The 16,955-nt window shown below is 70.9% G+C and carries 5 protein-coding genes and 1 pseudogene; 1 reads left to right on the top strand and 5 read right to left on the bottom strand.

Going from position 1 to position 16,955, the window contains the following annotated elements; translation table 11 throughout:
- The 4 genes and pseudogenes from ABZ497_RS34930 to ABZ497_RS34915 all read right to left on the bottom strand — a co-directional run.
- A pseudogene (locus ABZ497_RS34930) lies at nt 1-455 on the bottom strand (IS5 family transposase); the annotation flags it as partial.
- 68 nt (nt 456-523) lie between these two features.
- A complete protein-coding gene (locus ABZ497_RS34925) occupies nt 524-778 on the bottom strand; it encodes a hypothetical protein (RefSeq protein WP_359811677.1) in 255 nt (84 codons plus the stop codon).
- A gap of 359 nt (nt 779-1,137) precedes the next feature.
- Nucleotides 1,138-1,704 (bottom strand): SMI1/KNR4 family protein, encoded by a 567-nt coding sequence (locus ABZ497_RS34920; RefSeq protein WP_359811674.1) that lies wholly within the window; start codon nt 1,702-1,704, stop codon nt 1,138-1,140.
- Nucleotides 1,705-1,717: 13 nt separating this feature from the next.
- Complete coding sequence (locus ABZ497_RS34915) at nt 1,718-12,427, bottom strand: LamG-like jellyroll fold domain-containing protein (protein ID WP_359811671.1); 10,710 nt, start codon at nt 12,425-12,427, stop codon at nt 1,718-1,720.
- Between the two features lie 1,193 nt (nt 12,428-13,620).
- On the opposite strand from ABZ497_RS34915, the gene ABZ497_RS34910 reads away from it, so the two are divergent.
- Complete coding sequence (locus ABZ497_RS34910) at nt 13,621-14,019, top strand: hypothetical protein (protein WP_359811669.1); 399 nt, start codon at nt 13,621-13,623, stop codon at nt 14,017-14,019.
- Here the strand turns inward: ABZ497_RS34910 and ABZ497_RS34905 are convergent.
- Nucleotides 14,002-14,289, bottom strand: a complete 288-nt coding sequence (locus ABZ497_RS34905; RefSeq protein ID WP_359811666.1) for a hypothetical protein — start codon at nt 14,287-14,289, stop codon at nt 14,002-14,004. The genes ABZ497_RS34910 and ABZ497_RS34905 overlap by 18 nt on opposite strands.
- Nucleotides 14,290-16,955: the final 2,666 nt, after the last annotated feature.

Genomic DNA, 16,955 nt, shown 5'->3' with positions numbered 1-16,955 from the left:
CGGTCAGTGACACCGCGAGCGGGATGCCCTGGGCGTCGACGAGGACGTGGTGCTTGCTGCCCGGTCGTGCGCGGTCGACCGGGCTCGGTCCGCTTGCGGGCCCCTTCGGGCAGCCCGGACGTGGCTGGAGTCGATCACCGCCCGGGACCAGTCGAGCTGCCGGGCGGCCCGGAGCTTACGCAACAGGACCAGATGGAGCCGGTCCCACACGTCGGCCTCGTTCCAGGCGGCCAGGCGCCGCCAGCAGGTCATGCCCGAGCCGAAGCCGAGCTCCTGGGCAGGTACTCCCATTGGATGCCGGTGTGCAGCACGAACAGGATCCCGCACAGCGCCTGCCGGTCCGGAACACGAGGTCGCCCCTGCTTCAGCTTCGGCGCCGGCCCGGGCAACAACGGCTCGATCAAGCCCCATAGTTCGTCCGACACGACCCACGGACGAGACTCCCTCTTCCCCACGGACGGACCAACGAGCACATCAACCGGCAGTCACGCGACTACGACTTTTGTTAGGGCCTCTTAGAGTATTAGCCAGGTGAGGGTTCCTCTGAGCCATATGTGAGTAGCGGACGAGCATGCGTTCCGAGTTCGCCCCCCTGGTCGCCCTTGCTGAACGCCTGAATATCGCCCTCGTCGTCCAGGAAGACCAATTCGGTGGAAGTCTCGCCAAAGACGTTATATGTCACGCAGGCGGCGTCGCCGCTTTCCGGGAAATAGAAAGAGACAAGGCGTTCCGGAATCCCAATTTCCAAGTCCGAATATTCGATCATTGCACGCTTCATAGGGATCCACCTTGCCCATAAGCTCGTTGACATCGCGCACACCATGCCAACGACCGCAGTGACACGGCGCTACCACCGATTACGGGGCAGAGCCGGGCACCGTACAGACCCCGGGCACGGCGAGACCGTCGAGGGAATAGGTTCCCCCGCCGGTGCCGGCGCGACGCAGTCACTCGGGAAACCTAGGACCACTCAACCGCCGCCTGGTCACCGGCCCTTGTGAACTCCAGATTCGGGCACATGACTTCCGGAATCCACTGGTCATGAATTCTCATGCCATCGATCCCCCTCACTGAAGCCCGAGCCTTTAGCAAACCCTGATCCCCAGCTCAGAACCGATCAGCCATGTTGCGTTTCTGTCAGTATCGTTCGCGGAGAAGTGACTTCCAGATGCAAGGGTCGAGGTTTCGATCAATCATTTCCTCGGCGTCAGGAAACTCTCCACTTAGGACCGCCACAAGGAAGTCAACCATTCCCCCGTCGAATCGATTCATCTCATCTCCCCCGTACCGCCATACCACAACTGGCCATTGGTCTGGATCCGATCCGACCATGTGCCAACAGAAGTAGTCAGCAGACGTGTTGCTAGCCCACCCCAAGAGGCCGCCTGGCGCCAGGAATGGCCCGTAAGGCCGGACCGCCTCCGGAAACCATCCGCCCCACTGCTCCATCATCTGGCTCAGGTTTTGGTTAAACCGATACAGCCCGTCAAATCTGGCCTCATCGAGAATATCAGGCTTTAGCGATGGGGATGCAACAACGAGGTCACCCGAGAAACAGACGGGCCCATATCGTTCAATGAATGCTCGATAGTCCGAAGGAAATGGGACACCAAGCTGCTCTACGGCCTTATTCCAGGGAACCTCGAGCGGGGGGTAGTCGGGCATCCCCATTATTGCTTCAAGGTCGCCGAGGGTATGAGACATATACTACACCTTCCTAATCTCCGAGCCGAACGGTCCCATTTGCTCCCACTTTCTCATTGCGAACGTACCTGAAATCGCGAACCCCTGGACGCCCATCAGCGTACTGCCCAATAGCAACCATGAAGAATCCCATCGGAATTCGGCTCGAGGGCGTCTGGTAGACCGGAGTAACTGTATAGTCGACAATTTGCTTGCCCCTCATAGCGGCCCCGACGACGCCCACCTCGAACCCTCGCATAGCTGACTTGGTGGTGTTCACGCCAACCTGAAAGCATGGCGCGAGGTTCTGGGCGACGCCGCGGCCGCCGAACTCGCGCGCGATGAAGTGGCAGCGAGCAAGGCCTGGTACCCCATCGGGACTCCAATCCGCGTCATCCACGATCTCCTTCGCCGCCGACCACCCAGTGATTTCTCCGTCCGCACCGGTCCCGCGCTTTGAACGTGGCGTACCAGTCAGACAGGCCTCGGCAGCAGTCGGACGCCTTACACCAGGGCTACCTGCAACATCCTCCATGTTCCCGTACTTGATCCACCCAGTTCCAGTCCCGTCCTTGTTATCGGTGTCGGATCCTGCCGGACGACGGTCCAGACAGCTCTGAGGCTTGTCCCTATCTGGCTGGGTGCTCTGGCCCGGTTGGGGGCCGGGAGCGGTCGTCGTGCCCGGCAGTGCGTTCGGGACGAGGACGAGGAGGGCGAGGAGGTCGGCGCTGCTGTAGGCGGCGGCGATGATGTTGGGGGTGTCGTGGGGGTTGGGGGCCGTCCAGTCGGCTTGGGGGGTGGGGCGTTCGGTGTAGGGCTTCGTCTTGTCGAAGAGCGGCTTGGGAGGCTCGGCTCTGGGCGCAGCGGGGCGCGGGGGTGTCTTGGAGTGGCCGCAAGCGGTGCAGGTTGGGGTCTGCTGCGGTCCGGTGGGGTTGGCGGCGGGCAGGCCTGTGGGGCTCTGGGGCGCGGAGGTCGGGGTGCTGGGCCTGGAGTTGCGCCAGTCCCGGGCGGCCTGCTTCTCCTGGTAGACGTCACTGCTCGCGTAGCCGCTTGGCGCGGTGCTCGGACTGCCGAAGCTGCTCACGCCGAGGCCCCCGACGCCCGCACCGGGGATGGAGAAGCCCGGCATCGGTGCGGTGTTCGCGCCGCTCGACGGCGGCCGGTAGCCCGAGGTGTTCGGGACGTAGGGCTCGGCCTGTGGAGCAGCCTTGGCTGCGGGCGCGGAGTTGGCTCCCGGCTTGATCTTGATAGTGCCGTTGAAGGTGCCGTTCTTGCCGAATGAGATTCCGCCGCCGGCGTTGCCGGCTGAGATCTGGATGGAGCTGCCTGCCGCGCCCGGGGAGCCCGGTCCGCCGCAGCCACAGTGTGAGACGTTCTCGTGTCCGGTGGGGTCGGTGCCGCCCAGGGGGTCGGCGTTGGCGTAGGTGTAGCGGTTGGCCTGGCTGGAGGGGCTGGGGTCGAGTTGCCAGGAGTCGCGGCTGGTGAAGCCTCCGGTGCCGGGGCGGTACCAGCGGGCGGCCATGTTGACGTCGCCGCTGTCGGGGTCGGTCCAGCCGGACTGGTAGCCGAGGCTGGAGCGGGTTCCGGTGGTGGCGACGGGCTTGCCGAAGGGGTCGTAGGTGGTGGCGCCGGTGACGGTGGTGCCGTCGGTGTTGAGGGTGGCGGTGGCGTCGGTGTGCTGGTCGGTGCGGATGCGCAGGTTGGCGGTGCCGTTGGTGGCGCCGAGCAGGGTGCCGGCCCCGTCGCGGGCGTAGCTCCAGGTGCCGTCGCCCGTGAGGTTGTTGGATCCGCCGTCGTAGGTGAACTTGGCGGCGTTTCGGGTGGTGACGCGGTCGAGGCCGTCGTAGGTGTAGGTGGTGGTGCCCTCGGTGACCTGGCGGCCGAAGGCGTCGTCGGCGAGGGTCTCCTGCGTGAGGCCGGTGGTGACGGCGGCGAGGGTGCCGCGCGGGGTGTAGCGGTAGGTGCTGGTGCCGTCGGAGAGCAGGCGGTTGCGCTCGTCGTAGGTGGCGGTGGCGGTGCCATTGCCGGTGCGGTTGCCGGCCGCGTCCCAGGTGTAGGCGGTCGTGGTGGTGTCCGCGGTCCAGGAGGTGAGGCGCCCGGCCAGGTCGTAGCCGTAGTGGTTGTCGCGCACCGGGTCGGTGGCGGTGCCGGCGACGCTCTTGCGGGTGAGGCGGTTGTCGAGGTCGTACTCGTAGGTGGTGCCGGTGAGCGGGGTCGCGGTGTCGCCGCCGACGAGCAGCTGGTCGCCGGTGAGGCGGCCGAGCGGGTCGTAGCCGAGGCGGCGCTCGGACATCGTCTTGAGCTTGGTGGTGTCGGCCGGGTCGGGGGCGACGTAGGACTGCTTGGCGAGGCGGCCGTCGCCGTCGTAGCCGTACCGGTTCTGCGTGCCGGTGCGGGGGTTGTGCGCCCAGTCCAGCTGACCGTCGGCCCGGTAGCCCATGAGGGTGTCGCCGGTGTCCTTGTCCCAGCGCTTGGTCAGGCGCCCGTCGGCGTCGTAGTCCCAGGTCTGGGTAGCGGTGTTCAGGTCGGTGCCGGCCTTGATCAGCAGGCCGCGGTCGTTGTAGGCGTAGCTCTGGCCGGTGAGGGTCGAGGAGTTGTGCCGGACGAGGTGGCCGGCCTTGTCGTAGGCCAGTTCGCGGTCGGTGGTGGCCGCCTCGGCGCCGGTGCCGCTCTCGCGGACCAGGCGCCCGGCCGGATCATAGCTACTGGTGCGGACCACGCCGCCGGGTTCGGTCAGCTTCACGGCCTGGGCGGCGACGTCGTAGGCGGTGGTCCAGGTACGGTCGGCCGCCGCCGGGTGGGCGGTGGTGGCGGGCTCGATCGTGGACTCCGGCAGGCCCCACGGGTTGAAGGTGTAGACGGTGGTGTTGCCCTTGCCGTCGGTCAGGCGGGTGCGGTTGCCGGCGGCGTCGTAGCCGAAGGTGGTGGTGATGTTCTGGCCGGTGGCGACCGGCTCGGTGAGCGTGGTCGGGCGGCCGAGCGCGTCGTAGGTGGTGCTGGTGACGGCGCCGGTGGCCGGGCTGGTGGAGGAGACCGCGCGGCCTTCGAGGTCGAACGCGGTGGTGGTGGTGCGCAGGACGGTGCCGGTGGGGTCGAGGTTGTCGGTGGTGGTGGGGTTGCCGAGGGGGTCGTAGTGGGTGCGGGTGGATTCGCCGAGGGGGGCGATGGCGCGCACGGGCCGTCCGGCGGTGTCGTATTCGAGGGTGCTGACGCGGCCGAGGGGGTCGGTGGTGGTGACCGTCTGGCCGGCGGGGTTGTAGGTGGTGGTGCTGGTGGCGCCGGTCGGGGTGGTGAGGGCGGTCTGGTTGCCGGCGTCGTCCCAGGTGAACGTGGTGGTGAGGTTCTGGGGGGTGGGCTTGCGTTCGACGGTGGTGGCGGTGAGGGTGCGGCCGAGTTGGTCGTAGGTGGCCTCGGTGCGGGCGCCGACCGGGTCGGTGGCGGACAGTGGGAGGCCGGTGGGGGTCCAGGTGGCGGTCCAGGTGGGCGGGTTGTCGTCGACGGGGGGCTGGAGGCCGCCGAGGGAGTTGGGTTCGACGCGCTGGACCTGGTGGCCGAGGCGGTCGTAGGTGTAGGTGGTGCGCCGGCCGGCCGCGTCGGTGCTGGCGGTGACGCGGGAGAGTTTGTCGTACTCGACGCGGCTGGTGGCGGTGAGGGGTGTGGTGGTGCCGGGCGGGGTGTAGCCGGGCAGGGTGGCCGAGGTGGTGCGGCCGAGCTTGTCGACGGTGGTGCGGGTGATGCGGCCGAGCGGGTCCTTGGTGGTGACGGCTTCGCCGAAGGCGTTGTAGCCGGTGGTGACGGTGGGGCGCGCGGGGGTGGCGGCCGCTCCCCCGCTCTCGGTCAGGATCTGCGGGGCGGTGGTGGCGATGGCGCGGCCGAGGGCGTCGTACTGGTGGGTGGTGGTGTGGGTGGCGGGGTCGGCGCCGGGGGCGTTGCCGTTGGGTGAGGTGCTGGCGGTGAGGAGGCCGCGCTGGTCGTAGGCGAAGGTGGAGACGGCGGTGGGGCCGCCGGTGGAGGAGGCGAGCTGGGTGCGGGTCAGGCGGCCGGCGGGGTCGTAGGTGTTGGTCTGGACGCTGTTCTCGGTGTCGCTGACCTTGAGGGTGGTGGAGGTGACCCGGTCGTCGGCGTCGTAGCCGGTGGTGGTGGTGCGCTTGAGCCCCGCGGGGTCGAGGACGCTCTGGGTGATGCGGCCGGTGGTGTCGACGGTGTTCACGGTGGTGGTGCGGCCGCCACCGGTGGTGCGCTTGGTGAGCTGGCCGGCGCCGTCGTACTCGTCGGCCTCCAGCACGATGGGGCGGGTGGTGCCGTCGGCCTGGGTGACGTTGCGCGCGGTGGTGGTGGCGGGCAGGCCGTCGTCGAAGTAGGTGTAGGAGGTGACGGCGCCCATGGCGTCGGTGACGGAGGCGAGGCGGCCGGCCGGGTCGTAGGCGCGGGATTCGACGGTGAGGTCGCGGGTGCCGTTGCCGTCGCCGTTCCAGCCGTTGACGATGGTGGTGGCGAGCTGGCCGCGCGGGGTGTAGGTGGCGCGGGTGACCTGGCCGAGCGGGTCGGTCACGCTGGTGGTGCGGCCGAGGTTGTCGTAGCCGTAGCGGGTGACGGCGCCCTCGGCGTCGGTGTCGGTCTCGGCCCGGCCGGCCGCGTCGTAAAGCGTGGAGGCGGTCCGGGAGCCGTCGGTGCCGACGATGTCGGCGGTGGTGGAGCCGGTGATCCGGCCGTCCTGGTCGAAGGCCACGGTGGTCTTCGTCTGGTGCTCGGTGCCGGTGACGGCGTCGGTGACCTTCGGCCCGGTCTGGGCGGTCAGGTGCCCGAGGTCGTCGTAGGCGTAGGTGGTGGTGACGCCGGCGGGCTGGGCGTCGGAGGTCTCGGTCGCCGAGGTCTTGCGGCCCGCGTTGTCGTACTCGTAGGTGAGCTTGAGGCCGCTGGGCGTAGTCGTGGCGGCGAGGTCGCCGGAGGCGCGGTAGGTGTAGGTGGTGACGGCGCCGCCGGCGGTGGTCTCGGTGGCGAGCAGGCCCGGCGGGGTGGTGCCGCCGCCGACGGCCGGTTCGGTGCCGGTGGTGTAGGAGGCGTGGGTGGCGCGGCCGTCGGGGCGGGTGGTGGTCTCGGGCAGGCCGAGGGCGTTGTAGGAGACGGTGGTGCGGTAGGTGTCGTCGGTGGGGCCGGCGGAGCGGGCGTCGCGGGTCTCGGTGGGCTTGTCGTTGCGCGGGTCGCGCGGGTTGTCCTGGTTGTGGAAGTAGCTGGTGTAGGAGGTCCAGCAGGAGTCGGCGTCGCGGCAGGTGGTGAGGGAGAGGGTGTTGCCGCGCTCGTCCTGGCCGCTGACGGTGGTGTGTCCGTTGGGGTCGGTGACGGTGTGGACGAAGCCGCCGGTGTCGTAGGTGTAGCTGGTGGTGCCGCCGCCCGCGTCGGTGCGCGCTATCAGGCGGTCGGCGCGGGTGGCGTCGTGGATGTCGGTGGAGACGTTGCCGGCCGGGTCGGTGAGCGTGACCCTGGAGGCCAGTTCGGCGGAGGAGGAGGCCGAGCGGGCCTGGTAGTGCGCGGCCACCCGGTCCGCGCTCAGCGGGTGCTGGTAGAACGCGACCTCGTCGATGTAGCCGTCGAACCAGGACCAGCCGCCGTTGCCGCCGGGCATCGAGCCGGTCCAGCCACCGCCGAGGTAGGTGCGGTTCATGTTCAGGTGGTCGACCGTGCCGGTGGCGGTGCCGACCAGGGCTCCGTCGAGGTAGAGGGACTGGGTGCCCTGGGCGGCGCTGATCACGGCGTGGTGCCAGGAGCCGTCGTTGACCGCGCCGCCGGAGGTGATCGGGTCACCGTCGATGCCGTAGAAGAGGCCGCGCAGCCTGCCGTCGGAGCCCACGTACAGGACGGGAACCGTGTTGTAGGGTGCGGCGCCCATCGGTTCGCTCTGCTCGGACAGGATGACGCCGGCGCTACCGGTGCGGAACCAGAGTTCGGCGGCCAGGTCGCTCTTGGCCTGCAGGAGCGGGGCGGGCAGGTCGACGTAGGAGGCGCTGGTGGCGTGGAACTCGGCGGCGTGGCCGTCGCCGGGGCCGAACACGCCGGTGAGGCCCGGCCTGACGGCCGGGGCGTAGCTGCCGTTGCCCTTGGTCGCGGCGACCTCGCTGGCGGCGGTGGTGCCACTGGTCTCGTCGAGGTGCCAGAACCCGGCCGGTGCGTCGGTGACGACCGAGCCGCGGTAACCGACGCCCTGGCCGGCGACCTGGGCGCTGCGGGCCCGGTAGTGGGCGAGGACGTCGGCCTCGCTCAGCGGGTGCTGGTAGACGGCGACCTCGTCCATGCTGCCCGTGAAGTGGCTGACGTCGCCGGGGGAAGCCGGCCACATCGCGGCGAAGCCGGCGCCGAGGTAGGTGTGGGTGTTCTGCTGGTGGTCGACGGTGCCGGACTGGGTTCCGACGGCCTTGCCGTCGAGGTAGAGGGTCTGGTTCGAGCCCTGGGCGGAGAGGACGACGTGGTGCCAGGCGCTGTCGTTGACGGCGTTCTCGGACGGGGTGCTGGTCGTGCTGCCGTGGAAGCGGCCGCGCAGCTTGCCGTCGTCACCGACGTAGAGGATCGGGGTCCAGGTGCCGCCGGGTCCGGCAGAGTCGTCGATGGCGCGGCTCTGGTCGCCGAGCAGCACGCCGGGGCGGTCGGTGGTGAACCAGAGTTCGACGGCGAGGTCGGTCTTGGCGTGCAGGACGTCCTGCGGGATCTCGACGGAGGAGCCGGCGCTGCCGTCGAAGCGGGCGGCGGTGTCGTCGGTCGGCGCGAACACGCCGGGGGCGTTCTTGGCGACGCCGTCGCCGTAGGTGCCGGTCAGGCCGGTACCGGTGTCGCTGGCGGCCAGGGCGCCGTCGCGTTCGCCCAGGCGCCAGAAGCCGGCCGGCTCGGAGGTTTTGACGGCGTTGTTGTAGAGGAAGGAGCCGCCGGTGAAGGTCGGCTCGGACAGCTTCCATTCGCCGCCGCCGGCGTCCGTGATCTTGGCGGCCCGCTCGGTCACCGCGTCGTAGGTCACCTGGGCGCTGGTGCGCCCCGTGGGCAGGACGGTCTTGGTGAGCTGGGCGCCGGCGCCGCGCAGGGCGTAATGCTCGGCCACCGTCTGCTCGGTGAGCGGGTAGTCGTAGACCGCGACGTCGTCGATCTGTCCGCTGAACCAGGAGGAGCCGCCGTTGCCACCGGGCATCGTGCCGGTGTATCCGCCGCCGAGGTAGGCGCGGTCCATGTTGAGGTGGTCGATGTCGCCGGCCGCGGTGCCCACCAGGGCGCCGTCCAGGAACAGCGCCGTGGTGTCCCGGGCACCGGCGAGGACCACGTGGTGCCAGGCGCTGTCGTTGACCGGGCCGGCCGTGGTGACCGGGCCGCCCTGGACGCCGTAGAAGAAGCCGCGCAGCCTGCCGTCGGAGCCCACGTACAGGGCGGGGACGACGTTGTACGGGTCCTCCCCCATCGCGCGGTTCTGCAGCGAGAGGATCACGCCCGCGCTGTCGGTGCGGAACCACAGTTCCACCGAGCGGTTGACGGAGGCGCTGACGGCACGGTTCGGCAGCTCGATCCAGGAGGTGGAGCGGCCGTTGAAGGTCACGGCGGTGTCGCCGCCGCTGCCGAGCGCGCCGGGGGCGCCCCAGGCGATATCCTGGGCCCCGCCGGGTGCGCGGTCGCCGACCTTGGCGTCGTTGGCCACGCTGGTGCCGGTGCTCTCGCCCAGGCGCCAGTACCCGGACGGGCCGGAGTCGCGCACGCCGGTGCGGTAGCGGGATCCGGTGCCGTACTCGTACACGGTGCAGCCCTGGGCCGCGGTCGTCGGGACGCCCGGCGGACACACCTTGGCCAGCCGGTCGCCGTCGTACTGGTAGGACCAGCCGCCGGTGACGCCGGAGGCGGTCACGGCGGTGACGTGGTCGCCGGTCCAGGCGAAGGACAGCGCGCGGCCGGAGGTGGTGTCCTTGACCTGGGTCAAGCGGCCGTCGGTGTAGAACAGCTCCTGGACGTGGCCCGCCATGTCCACGACCTGGCCGAGCCTGCCGGCCGGGTCGAAGTAGCGCACCGTCCCGCCGCGCTCGACCAGCATCCAGTTGCCGTCGTCGAGCTTGCGCAGATCCGCAGCGATCCCGGAGCCGGCGACGTAGGCGTTCTTGCCCGGGTCCCAGCCGAAACGGGCCCGGGAGCCGTTGGACGCGGTGAGCAGCACGTTGCCGCTCGAGGCGAGCCAGCCGCCCGACTCCGCCTGGATGCGCATGTCCCAGGGGGTGGTCCAGCCGGCGCCGAACAGGCCGGTGGTGCGCGGGTCGAGGGAGTTGTAGGAGCGGGTGAGGGACAGTTCGGGGCCGACGGTGGGCAGGGAGGCGTCGGTGGCGGCGGTGGTGTAGTTGCCGGTCGCGGTGCTGACGCTGCGTCCGGCGTCGGCGCCGGTGGTGTACTGGCTGGGCTGCGGGAGGATGGTGCGCAGGAGGGAGGGCTGTGACCAGTCGCTCTCGGCCGCGCCGTCGCCGGTCTTGGCGTACCAGGCGTACTGCTCGTTCCAGCTCAGCCATCCCGCGGGCACGCCGAAGCGGGACTGGCGGGCGAGCCAGCCGCTCTCACGGCAGTCCACCCGGGGGTTGTCGCCGATCACCCGGCACACCGAGAACTTGTAGTCCAGGCCGGGGTTCGGTGCGCTGTCCGGGTCCTGGCCCTCCGCCGTGAGGGTGGGCTGCACCTGGTAGACGACCGCGTTCGAGGGCGGCGCCAGGCGGGTCAGGTGCGGTGGCATGTTGATCGAGGAGATCTGGATCGCCAGCCGCGGGACGCCGGCGTCCATGTAGAAGTTGCTGGTCTGGTAGTCGTCCATCGTGAACGCGACCGTGTAGGCACCCTGGGGCAGGGCTCGAATGTGCGCGTCCACGACGGCCGCGCCGCCCGGCGGCACGTCGTAGGGCATCGCCGTCCAGGCGATGTTGGTCCCGTAGTCGGTGATGTGGTTGCCCCACTGGTCGTAGAGCATGTACGACATCTTGTAGCTGTTCGTCGGGGTCCAGGTCTCCATGCCGCGGTTCCACACCCGCAGCCTGACGATGCCGTCCTGGGTCGCGGTCACCGGCTGGACCAGGCCCCAGTTCTCGTAGTCCGCTCCGTACTTGGACCAGGTGACGTCCAGACTCGGCTGCCCGCCGGGCATGTCGTCACTGCCGAACTGCTTCCAGCCCCGCGAGTCCCGCGGGTCCGCCTTGATCGCCAGGCCGTAGTTCGGGGCCCATCCGTGCGTCCAGGCGTTGACGAGGCTACGGCCCCCATCGCCCAGGTAGATGGACTCCCACCCGGGCTCGCATCCCCACGGCGCCGAGGCCGAGGCCCGCCAGCCGTGCGCGAACGACGGCGCGGCCAGCGCCGGCCCGGTGTCCGGGCCCGGCATGGTCCGCAGCGAGCCCTCCGACCAAGCGGAGGTGACCGGATGGATGCTCACCTGGCTCGGGGTGCAACTGTAGGACCAGCTGTTGTGCAGCCCGAGGCTGACATTGAGGACCGCGGCGTTGCGCAGGTCGTTCTCGATGCCGTTGAAGCGCACGAACGAGGCGGCCTGGTGGCCTCCGCCGTCGTAGGTACCGACCTTCAGGACGGTGTCGGCGGAGAAGTCCTGATTGTACGGCGACTGGACGTAGGTGCCGTCGACGGCCTTCACCGAGGAGAAGGACGGGTCGACCTTGACCGGGTAGACCCGCTCGGGCGCGGCGAGCCACGCCTGGTCCAGCGTCACCTTCAGCGCCTGGCCGCCGGCGTTCGCCACGAGCTCGTAACGCACACCGCCCGAGAACGCGCCCTCCTCGGTGTTGGGAGCGAACGCCGAGTCCATCATCCAGCCGGCCGGCATCCGGCCGCGCACCGCACCCGCCGCGTCCTTGAACACGACCGCGCCGTCGCCCTCCAGCGAAGCGGCGACGCCCTGCAGGCGCAGCGGGAACAGCCATTCGGCGGGGGCGGCGGGGTCCTTGAGGACCAGGGTCTCCTTGAAGGAGGTGCTGCCCGCGACGAAGGTGACGTCCGCGTGCGGGCGTGCTTCGGGGTAGGTGATGGTGGAGCCGTGTGCGGTGCCCTGGGCGGGCGCGGCGCCGTCGAGGGTGTAGCCGACCGAGATGCCGTCGGCGAGTTGCAGGCGTACCAGGGGGTCGGTGTTGGCGCTCTGGGCGAGGGTGAGTTCGCGTTCGCCCGAAGTGGAGGTCCAGCCGGTCTGAACGGGGGCGGCGCGGCCGGCGCCGGCCGTGCCGGTGGGGATCAGCGTGGTGTCGATCGCGGCCCAGGTCCCGTCGGCGCGGCGGAAGTTCACCGCCTGCGGGTAGGTGCGGGTAGTGAATGTGCCGTCCGCGTTCTGGAAGGTCCGGGCGTTCTCGGTGCGCTGCTTCGGTAGTTCCTTGCTCTTCACCGGGTCGAAGCTCTTGGCGGGGTCGGTCACCTTGGCCCCGGCGGGGCGTGGCGGGGCGTCGACGGTCTTGGCGTCGGTCTTCGGCAGCGCGGCGGGCGGGGGTATGACGGCCGGGACGGGGGCGGTGGTGGCGGTGGTGGTGTCCTGCGGCAGCTCACCGGGGGCGGGCATGGCGCCGGGCCGGCCGCCCTGCGCCTGGGCGCTGGTCGCGCCCGACGTGGCGTCGTGGCCCTGCCCGGCCGCGCTGCCCTGTCCCTGCTGGGGCAGCGGCCCCGGATTTGTGGCGGCCGTGGCGGCTTCCTGGCTCGCGACGGCCTCCAGCGCGGACGCCCCATCGGCGACACCGAGGACGACCATGACCATGGCCAGGGCGACAGCAAGACAACGACGAGCCGCGAACACCAGAGAACCCCATCGGGCAGACACCGAAGAATCCCGGCAGATATATCCGAACCGCGCCACCCGCATAAAGGCTACCGGCGGGTTTCGTGGCCAAGATCACGAGACAAACCGTCAGAGATCCCCATACGTCCCACCGCCCGCCGGGATAACGATTCGAGCCGTCATCCAGGAGGTAGCCGTGCACTGACGGCCCGCACCATCAGCGCAGGCCAGAAGGCCAACGTGCGGGGCGATCCATGCAACGATCGGAACCCGTAATTCCACGGCGGCGGACGCCTGAGAATCATCGAAGCAAGGCCCGTCGGAAACCATTCCAGGCCACTTCCAGGACTCATGACGGTGGGTCAACCGCAGCGGTTCGAGAAGAGGTTTCCCAATGGCGAAGAACCCGTTGCCGCGAACAGGGGCGGCCACAACAGGTCCGACGCCACCACAACCATCCGGGATCCCCGGTCCGCGCACACCCATGCCTGCGCCAACCGCCCCGACGTTCATGCCCCGCGGCCTGGCACCGGACCGCCGACATCGCACGGCGCATGCAAGTCGGCATGCTCGCCCGCGCCCGACTACAAGGGCACGTCCGGCGCACGGCCGGCCCACCGACCGGCCGCCTCCAGGTCCCGCTCGACGCTCGCCACCGCCTCTCTCACCGCCGACCACGCGACTTCGGCAGGTGCTGGAGCTTCACCAGTGGCTCAGCCGCTGTCACGAGACCCGCTCGGCGGAGGTCGTCGTGTCCCGCTGTGCCGTCTCCAGCACTACTTCCAGGCGCGTCGCTCGGGCCAGTCCCGGGCACTGGCTCCGGGCGCGGACCAGCGCCACACGGGCCTCGTCGTGGCGGCCGAGAGCGGTGAGCGCGGCGGCCAGCGTGCAACAGGCGTCAGCACGCCAGAACGGCGAACTGGCATTGACGCTCCAGCGCTGGCCCAGCAGGGCGGCCGACTCGGCCGGCCGTCGAGCAGCTCGGCATCCGCGGCGGCCTGCGCGTACTTGTGCGTCCAGGTCGGTTCCGGCTGGGAACCGTCGCCGTGGAGCCCGATGAGCGCGAGGGCGACGCGGTGCCGGACCTCCCGCGAGGCCAGCTCGCCGGCCTCGCCGGCGGCCACCGCCGCTGCCGCCAGCAGCTGGTAGCCGGACACACGGCAGGCTCCCCCATGCCTCTGCAACACTTCCCGGGCTCCGGCGTCCGCCTGCTCGTACCGGCCTCCGGCGAGCAGGACGCCCACCTCGGTAGCACTCACCGGGCTCGACGCGGGCAGCAGGTCGAGCTGCTGGCGAGCCTCACCGATCCGGCCCCGGATCATCCGCCGTTCCGCGCGCGTCAGGGCGGGGTCGCGCAGCTGGTGTTCGATCAGGTCGTGCCGCAGTGTGAGGCCCAGAGCTCGGTCGAGGTCCAGGAGAACCACAAGGACGCGAAGAACTGCGACACCAAGGCCGACCTCGCCACCGGCTTCTGCGGCTACCACAGCTCCGACCCCGGCCAGGACTGCGGTAGCGACGGCCGGCCGTGGCCCGCGCGCCCCGGTCGGCGCAACTCATCCCGAGGCCTGTAGCAGGGCCGTGCTCGCACGCAGGGCCCCGCAGACGCGGCGCAGTGCCTCCAGGGATTGGTCGGGGTCGGCCAGGTCTGCGGCCTTGTGGAGCCAGTCCCTGCAGGAGTGCAGGAAGGCGATCGCCTCCCGGGCCAGGCCCAGGTGCAGGCCGGTGAGCGCGAGCGTGGCGCAGGCCTCGGCCAGTGTGGCGGTCGAGGGTTGGAGGAGCGTCGGGGCGCCCCAGCGGCGCAGGTCCGCGGCGATGCGCTGCCGGGCCTCGTCGGCGGTCATCCGCCGGTGCTCGTGGGCGGCCCCTCTGGGCTGCGGTCCTGCGGTCGGCTCGTCGTGCACGCCCACCCCGCTCGTTTGCTTCCCTGTCGCAGTTGCGTCGTCGCGCTGGGGTCGCGCTCCCCGTCCGTGGCCGGGCCCTGCCTGGCCCTCGACCAGGGGGCGGTCGGGTCGTGGTGGAAGCCGGCGAGCCAGCGTAGCCCGGCCGCGTTGGCGAGCGGGGTGGCAGCGGTGCGGCGTGGGCGGTGGTCCTCTGACGGCCGTTCGGGCGGTGGTCGGGTGAGGTCCGGCGGCGGGCGGGAGGCTGAGGAGGGGAGGGCGGTAGTGAAGCGGTGCGGCCCGCTCGGCGCGGTGGTGTCGAGCGGGCGTGGTGGCCCTGGAAGGTGCTGCCCCTCGGGTGGTTGCTCACGGCGCCGGGAAGGGGCGGAGGTGACGACGCGTAGACGATCGCCGTCGAGCGCGCCGGGCCGATGAAGACCTCCCCTCAACTGCCGGTCAGCCGCGCCCATCCTCGTGCTGGACCGGCGCAGGGCAAGGCAGTAGCCGCCGGGGGTGGGTTGGTGTGAAGGGAGCTGCGGATGGCTTCCTCGGCCTCGGGCCCGCGTCTTCGGGCCGTCGTCGCCCTGAGTGCGCCACGGAGTGTGGTGGGCATGGGCGAGGCGGGAGGCTTGGTGCGTGACGGCGCCAGGAACCGGACGCGTCGGTCACGGTCACGTCGTACAGGAAGAGCCACACCCCGCCGCTCAGGGCACGGCCGGGGCCGGTGTGGGGGCGTCGATCGCCTCGCTGGTGATGGCGTCCTTGCGGGCGTTGCAGCCGTTCTTGTCCGCGTCCGTCCAGTGGCGGTAGGCGGTGCGCGGGTAGCCGGTGCGGTCCTCGTCTGCGACGCTCAGCGCGTCGATCGCGGCGTAGAAGGTGGTGTTGACGACGTCGCCGGCCGCCCGGCCGGGCCCGGGCGGGCGGGAGCCTTCGTAGCGCTGCCGCCGCTGCGATCACGCTTGCTCGTAGCGCTGTCCCGCGCCGCTGGACGCTCATGCCCGGGGTTGTCTTCCGGCAGGAAGATCATCTGTCGTTGGTCTTCGTAGCGGGTAGCTCCCGGCCGGCGTGGCACGCCCGGCCGCGGTCCACTCCGTGGAGGGAACGGTCCTGCTGGAGCACCACTCCCCCGGCCGCCGCGAGTTGCGCCTCGACATCCTTTCAGGGGGTGGGGGTGGGCATCATCGTGACGCCGGAGGGCTCCGCGGGCCTGGCCGTCCTCGTCCCCGGGTCCGCGGGGACGTCCGCCGGGCGGGAACCACCTGCGGTCCGGACTGACGGTGGACAACCGAAGATTCTTCGGCGCCGGGCGGTGCGGCCGGCCCACTTCAGGGATGAATCGCAGCAAGATTTCCTGCCTCGGGGCGCGGCCACGAGGTCCCGTGCGAGGACTGATACCCGCTCACCGGCCAAGGCCCAGAACTCACCGTCGCGGGGAGGGGCGCGGCAAGGGGTACTGGAGCGTCCACAGCCCCATCGAGGACACGTCGTTGAGTTCGACGTCGAGGCCGCGGGCGCGGGGGCCGTTGTCCTGGAAGTAGTGCTCGCGCAGGCCCTCGGCGAGGATCCGCTCCTGCTCAGCCTGGGAGGCTCAGGGCGTCCCGGGCGGGGTAGAGCCTTGTGAGTCTTCGACAGCTGGCCGAGGCGGGGGACGAAGTCCTTCTTCTCGTCACGGCCCATCGGCGGCAGGCCGAGCTCGGCCAAGGCGGCGTCGGTGAGGACGACCAGGGCGTCACCGCCCTTGCTGTGCCGGTGCAGCCGCGGCGAGCCGAACTTTTGCTCCAGCGCCCACTCCACGACGGCGGCCAGGGTGCGGTCGGACGGGGCGGTCGGCGCCTGGTGCCGTCGGCGGGGTAGGCCACCAGTGCCCTGCCGGACGGGGCGACGTCCAGCACCGCGAGCGGGCCTGCCGGGAAGCGCGCGGCGACGGCCTGCTCCCAATCGGCCGCCCCCTCGGCGGCCGGCTTCGTCGCCGTCGCCTTCCGGGCCCGCGACGACGAGCCGGCGACCGGACGCGACGGCGCGCCACGGCGCGGGGAAACCGCCGGACCAGCTCCGGGGGCGGTCGGCGCCGCTACGGGGGCGACGTCCAGATGGCGGGCAAGCGCCTCCACCACGGCCAGCGAGGGCCCAACCGCTTCCACCACGGCGTGCCGTTCCACGACCGGAGCCGGCGTGGAGTGCTCGACAGTGGCGGCCTGGGCGGCCTGCACGAGCCCGGCGACCGACGACGGCGGCCCGACGACGGGGGCACACCAGCCGCCCATGTGCATCGGACGGCCATGAGCGCGGTACGGCGTCGACCGCCCAGGGACCGATCGCCCAGGGACCGACCCGACGCGGACCGACCTGGCGCGGATCGACCGCCCGGCGAGCGGCCAGGCGCCGGCGCGGGGCAACCTGGACGCGCCGCTGACCAGCTTCGTCGGCTGCGGGGAGGACGTACGCCGGGTGGTCGGACTGCTCGATCGGGCCCGGCTGGTCACCCTGGTCGGGCCCGGCGGGTCCGGCAAGACCCGGCTCGCCGTCACGCCGGGTGGCAGCTCACCCCGGCGGGCGGCGTCTGGCTGGTCGCCCTGGCCCCGGTCGGGGCGGAGGACGTGGCCCGGGCGGTCCTCGACGTCCTGCGGCTG

The sequence above is a fragment of the Kitasatospora sp. NPDC005751 genome (assembly GCF_040630835.1).
Taxonomy (GTDB): domain Bacteria; phylum Actinomycetota; class Actinomycetes; order Streptomycetales; family Streptomycetaceae; genus Kitasatospora.
Note: the sequence above shows the minus strand (reverse complement) of the source record. Positions and strands in the feature narration are given on the sequence as shown.